The sequence below is a fragment of the Streptomyces atriruber genome (genome assembly GCF_001418325.1).
Classification (GTDB): Bacteria; Actinomycetota; Actinomycetes; order Streptomycetales; family Streptomycetaceae; genus Streptomyces; species Streptomyces atriruber.
Window position 1 is genome coordinate 925 of record NZ_LIPN01000664.1, and the last position, 309, is coordinate 1,233.

Annotated in this window: 1 pseudogene; it reads left to right on the forward strand. The window is 78.3% G+C overall.

Annotation, left to right across the window (positions count from 1 at the left end):
* Positions 1-309, forward strand: a pseudogene (locus AOK03_RS44775) (PucR family transcriptional regulator); the annotation flags it as partial.

The following is a 309-nucleotide window of genomic DNA, read 5'->3' on the forward strand; positions in this document are numbered from 1 at the left end:
CGACGTCGTCGAGGCCGCGGCCGCGCGCTCCGGCGAGGCCCTGCTCGTCGTCCCGTACGGGGAGCGGCTCGTGCTGCTCGTCGTGGACGGGGGCGCGGGCGTGCGGGCGTGCGCGGAGTATGCGGCGGCGCTGGAGGCGGGGAGGGGCACGGCAGGACGTGACGCCACCGCCGCCGTCTCCGGCGAGGAGGGCGAACTGGTGATGGGCCTGTCCGCCCCGGCCGGACCGATCGCCGCGGCCACCGCGTACAAGCAGGCCGAGCAGGCGCTGTCCGTCGCCAGACGGCGCGGCCGCGCCCTGGTCGAGCA